At 73.0% G+C, this 5,460-nt stretch carries 1 protein-coding gene; it reads right to left on the bottom strand.

Annotation, left to right across the window (positions count from 1 at the left end; all coding sequences use genetic code 11):
* A partial coding sequence (locus ACIQVZ_RS42175) for an amino acid adenylation domain-containing protein (protein ID WP_402458429.1) occupies nt 1-5,460 on the bottom strand: 5,460 nt, incomplete at both ends.

The following is a 5,460-nucleotide window of genomic DNA, read 5'->3' as shown; positions in this document are numbered from 1 at the left end:
CTGCGCACCCGCCAGGTACAGCTCACCGGCCACACCCACCGGCACCGGACGCAGCGCGTCGTCCAGGACGAACACCCGGGTACCGGGGTTCGGCGACCCCATCGGCACCTCGCCCCCACCGGTCCGGATCTGCCCGGTGGTCACCATCACGGTGGCCTCGGTCGGACCGTAGGTGTTCACCAGACGGCGCCCCGGCGCCCAGTCCTCGACCTGCCGCGCACTGATCGGCTCCGCCCCCACCAGCACCGTGGAGAGGCCGGACAGCTCCGCCGGGTCCAGCGTCGCCAGCAGCGAGGGCACCACGCTGGTCGAGGTCACCTCGCGGTCCCGTACGAGCCGCGCCAGGAGCGCGCCGTCGGTGCGCTGCTCCGGGGCGGCCACCACGAGGGTGGCACCCGAGGTCAGCGTCACCGCCACGTCCAGCACCGACGCGTCGAAGCTGAACGAGGTGAACTGGAGCACGTTGACGTCCGGACCGACAGCCATCACCGGTGTGAGCGCGGCGTTCATGGTCGCGAGCGCACCGTGGGTGACGGCGACGCCCTTGGGACGGCCGGTCGAGCCCGAGGTGTAGATCACATACGCCAACTGCCCCGGCAGCACCGCCACCGGCGCCACCCTCGGCGCCGCCTCGATCTCCGCCACCACCGACGGATCATCCAGACACACCACCCGCTCGGCACTCAGCCCCGCCACCAACCCACGATGACCCAGCACCAACCGCGCCGAACTGTCCGCCAGCACGAACTCCAACCGCTCCACCGGATACTCCGGATCCAACGGCACATAACCAGCCCCGGCCTTCCACACCCCCAGGACCGCCGCAACCATCTCCACACCACGCGGCAGGCACAGACCCACCACCGACTCCCCACCCACCCCCACACCACGCAACCAGCCCGCCAAACGGTCCGACCACGCATCCAACTCCGCGTACGACACCTCAACACCGTCACACACCACCGCCACCGCACCCGGCGACCGCACCGCCTGCGCCGCGAACAACCCCGGCACCGACACCCCCGGCACCACCACAGTGGTGTCACGCACCACCAGGGCGCGCTCGGCCGCGTCCAGCACCTCGACCGCGGCCAACGGCGTCTGCGGAGCCCGCTCCAGGGCCTCCACCAACCCCTCCAGGCAGGTGCGCACCATCCGGCAGACCCGCTCCGGGTCAGCCGGCGCCACCGCGTCCACCGAGATCACGAACCGGGAGCCGTCGGCGTCGACGGCGACGTCCAACGGGTAGTTGGTGTGCTCCCGGGAGAACATCGTCCGAATGCCCTGGATGCCCTCCCCGGAAGCGGGGGCGGCCTGGTTGTGCCGGAAGTTGAAGAGCGAGGTGAACAGCGGGCTGCCGCCCGGAACGCCGCTGGCCGCCTGGGCGACCGCCAGCGGGGCGTGCTCGTGCACCAGCAGCTCGGCGAGCTGGCCGCGCATCGACTCCAGCGCCTCGCCGACGGTGCCCTCGTCCAGGCGGACCCGGACCGGCAGCGTGTTGATGAACAGACCGGGCACCCGGTCCGCACCTGTACCAGCGCTCATCCGCCCGAACAGCACGGTGCCGAACACCACGTCCTCGCGTCCGGACAGCGCGCCGAGCACCCGTGCCCACGCCAGGTGGAACACCGTCGCCGGGCTCACGCCGAGCGAGCGCGCCGCCTCCCGGACGCGGCCGGACAGTTCCTCGTCCACCGGCAGGTTCGCCTGCACACCGTCGGCGCCGTCCCCGTGGACGTCCGTCAGCCCGTACGGGGCCGTGGTCTCGTCCACGTCGCCCAGCAACTCGGCGAAGTAGCGCTCGTGCTCCTCGCGCGGCACACCGAGGCGGGCCTGGGCGACGAACTCACGGAACGGCAACGGCTCCGGCAGCTCCTCCGTCCGGCCCGCCAGGAACGCCCGGAGCTCGCCGAGCAGCACCTCGAGCGTGGTGTGGTCCTGCACCAGGTGGTGGATCCGCACCAGGGCCAGCCAGCGCTCGCCCTCGGTCTCGGCCGCGGTGTGGACGCTCAGCAGCGGCGCCCGGTCGAGCGCGATCCGCGCACCGGCGGCGGCCAGCAGTTGCTCCGCGTGCTCGGCCCCCGTCGGGTCCAGCACGATCTCGGTCACCGGCAGCTCGGCGTGGCGGGCGACCACCTGGACGGGCTCGCGCAGGCCCTCCCAGACGATCGCGGTGCGGTAGACGTCGTGCCGGCTCATCACCCAGCGCAGCGCGTCCAGGAACTCGTCCAGCCGCGCCCGGTCGTCGAAGCCGAGGACCATCGGCAGCACGTAGGCGTCACCGGCGTCCTGGTCGGCCATCAGGTGGTGGAAGAACAGGCCCTCCTGCAGCGGGGCCAGCGGGTACACGTCCGCGATATTCGCCGCGCCGCCCGGCACGGCCGCCACCACGGCGGCCACCTCCGCCTCCGTCAGCTCGACCAGCGGCAGCATCGCAGAGGTGAGCTCGGTGGCACCCGCCGGGATGGCGTTCGGCGGCACGACGACCTGCACCGACCCCGCAACCGCCGCCAGACCCGCCGGGGTCGGCGTCTGGAACAGCGCCCGCACCGACACGGCGACACCACGCGACCGCAGCCACTCCACCAGGGAGACCACCAGCAGGGAGTGGCCGCCGAGCGCGAAGAAGTCGTCGTCCACGCCCACCACCGACAGGCCCAGCACCTCGGCGAAGCCGCGGCAGATCAACTCCTCACGGGCGTCCGCCGGAGCCCGGCCGGCACCGGCCGCGTAGGTGGGCGCCGGCAGCGCCCGCTGGTCCAACTTGCCGTTCACGGTCAGCGGCAGTGCCTCCAGCACCAAGAACGCCGACGGCGCCATGTGTGCCGGAAGCTGCTCGGCGGCGGACGAACGCACTGCGTCCGCAAGACCGTCCGCGTCGCCCTCGTCCGCCGGGACGAGGTACGCCACCAGGCGCTTGTCACCGGGGGCGTCCTCGCGGACCACGACCACGGCCTGAGCCACCTGCGGGTGCGCGGCGACCACGGCCTCCACCTCACCGGGCTCCACGCGGAAGCCACGGATCTTCACCTGCGCGTCCGCACGACCCGCGAACACCAGGCGCCCCTGCGCGTCCCAGCGGGCCCGGTCTCCCGTGCGGTACATCCGCTCACCGGCACCGAACGGGTTGGCCACGAACCGCTCCGCCGACAGCCCGGGCCGGCCCAGGTAACCGCGTGCCAGCTGGGCGCCGGCCACGTACATCTCACCGGTCACCCCGACCGGCACCGGGTTCAGCCACTCGTCCAGGACGTACACCCGCAGCCCGGGGACACCACGCCCGATCACGCTGCCGTCCGCGCAGTTGTCCACGTCCAGCGCCTGGTAGGTGACGTGCACCGTGGTCTCGGTGATCCCGTACATGTTGACCAGCTGCGGTCCGCCCTCCGGCCGGCGGGCCCACCACTCGGCCAGCCGGGCCGGGTCGAGCGCCTCACCGCCGAACACCACGGTCCGCAGCGCCGCGCCGGCCCCCGGCCGGTGCTCCTCGGCGGCCATCAGCTGGTAGAAGGCCGAAGGGGTCTGGTTCAGGACGGTGACCCGCTCGCGGTCCAGCAGCTCCAGGAACTCCTCCGGGGAGCGCGACACCGCGTACGGGACGACCACCACGCGCCCGCCGTTCAGCAGGGCGCCCCAGATCTCCCAGACCGAGAAGTCGAACGCGAACGAGTGGAACCAGGTCCAGACGTCCCGCCCGTCGAACGCGAACTGCTCCCTGGTCGCGGCGAGCAGCGCCACCACGTTGCCGTGCGGCACCACGACGCCCTTGGGACGCCCGGTGGAGCCGGAGGTGTAGATCACGTAGGCGGGGTGGTCCGGGGTAAGCACAGCGCGGCCGCCCGCGGCGGACCGGCACTGCTCCTCGCCCGGCTGCGCGGCGGCCGAGGGGCCGTCCACCAGTAGGACGGGCACGCCCTCGGGTACCACGGAGGCACTGGCAGTCGTGGTGAGCACGCAGGCCGCGCCCGCGTCCTCGAGCACGAAGGAGATCCGCTCGACGGGGTACTCGGGGTCGATCGGCAGGTAGGCACCGCCGGCCTTGAGCACGGCGAGCAGGGCCACGATCAGATCGGCGGAGCGCTCCATCACCACGCCGACCAACGACTCGGGGCCGACCCCGTCGCCGGCCAACCGCCGCGCCAGGCGCTCGGCCCGCACGTCGACCTCCGCGTACGTCAGCTGCACCCCCTCCTCGGAGAGGGCGACGGCGTCCGGTGTCTGGGCCGCCTGGGCCTCGAAGAGCTCGGGGATCGTCGCGGCCGAGACCTCGACCGGCGGCTCGTTCCACTCGGACAGCACCGTCCGCCACTCGGCCTCGTCGAGCAGCGACACCGTACTCAGCCGGCGGCCGGTCTCCTCGGCCAGCACCGCGAGCACCCTGGTCAGCAGGCTCGAGATCCGCTCGGCCGACTGCGGGTCGAACAGGTCCGCCGAAGCGATCACCGCACCGCGCAGGCCGGCCGGACGCCCCTCGGCATCCAGCACCTCGCGGACGTCCACGTCCAGGTCGAACTTGGCCGCCACACCAGCCGCGTGCACACCGCCGACCCGCACGCCGGGCAGCTCGAAGGAGGCCGCGGCGTTGTTCTGCAGGGCCAGCATCACCTGGATCAGCGGGTGGCGCGCGGTCGAGCGGGCCGGGGCGAGCTCCTCGACCAGGCGCTCGAACGGCACGTCCTGGTGGGCGAAGGCGCCGAGGCTGGTCTCCCGCACCCGTGCGAGCACCTCGCCGAAGGTCGGGTCACCGGACAGGTCGGTGCGCAGCACCAGGGTGTTGACGAAGAACCCGACGAGATCGTCCAGCGCCTGGTCGGTGCGCCCGGCGATCGTGGTCCCGATCGGGACGTCGGTGCCCGCGCCCAGCTTGGAGAGCAGGACGGCGAGCGCGGCCTGGACGGTCATGAACAGCGTGACGCCCTCGGCCTGCGCCAGCTCCACCAGCCGCGCGTGCACGACGGCCGGCACTGCGAGCTCGGCCAGGTGGCCGCGGTGTCCGGCGGTCGTGGGCCGGGGCCGGTCGGCAGGCAGCTCCAGCTCCTCCGGCGCACCGGCCAGGGCCTGGCGCCAGTAGGCAAGCTGCTGGGACAGCACGCTGCCCAGGTCGCTCTCCTCGCCGAGCAGCTCGCGCTGCCAGAGCGCGTAGTCGGAGTACTGGACGGGCAGCGGCGCCCACTGCGGGGCCTCGCCGCGGGTCCGGGCGGTGTACGCCTGGGCGACGTCGCGGGCGAGCATGCCGGTCGACCAGCCGTCGGTGGCGATGTGGTGCACCACCAACATGAGCACATGCTCCTGCGTCGCCTCGGCGAACAGCCACGCCCGGACCGGCACCTCCACCGCGAAGTCGAAGGCGTAGCCAGCCGCGCGGGCCACCTCGGCCTCCAGGTCCTCCGGCGCCACCTCGGCCACCGTCAGCTCGAAACCGGACTCCTTCAGGGGCAGCACCTTCTGGTGCGGACGCCC

Source organism: Kitasatospora sp. NPDC098663 (assembly GCF_044760075.1).
In the GTDB taxonomy this organism is placed as follows: Bacteria; Actinomycetota; Actinomycetes; order Streptomycetales; family Streptomycetaceae; genus Kitasatospora.
Note: the sequence above shows the minus strand (reverse complement) of the source record. Positions and strands in the feature narration are given on the sequence as shown.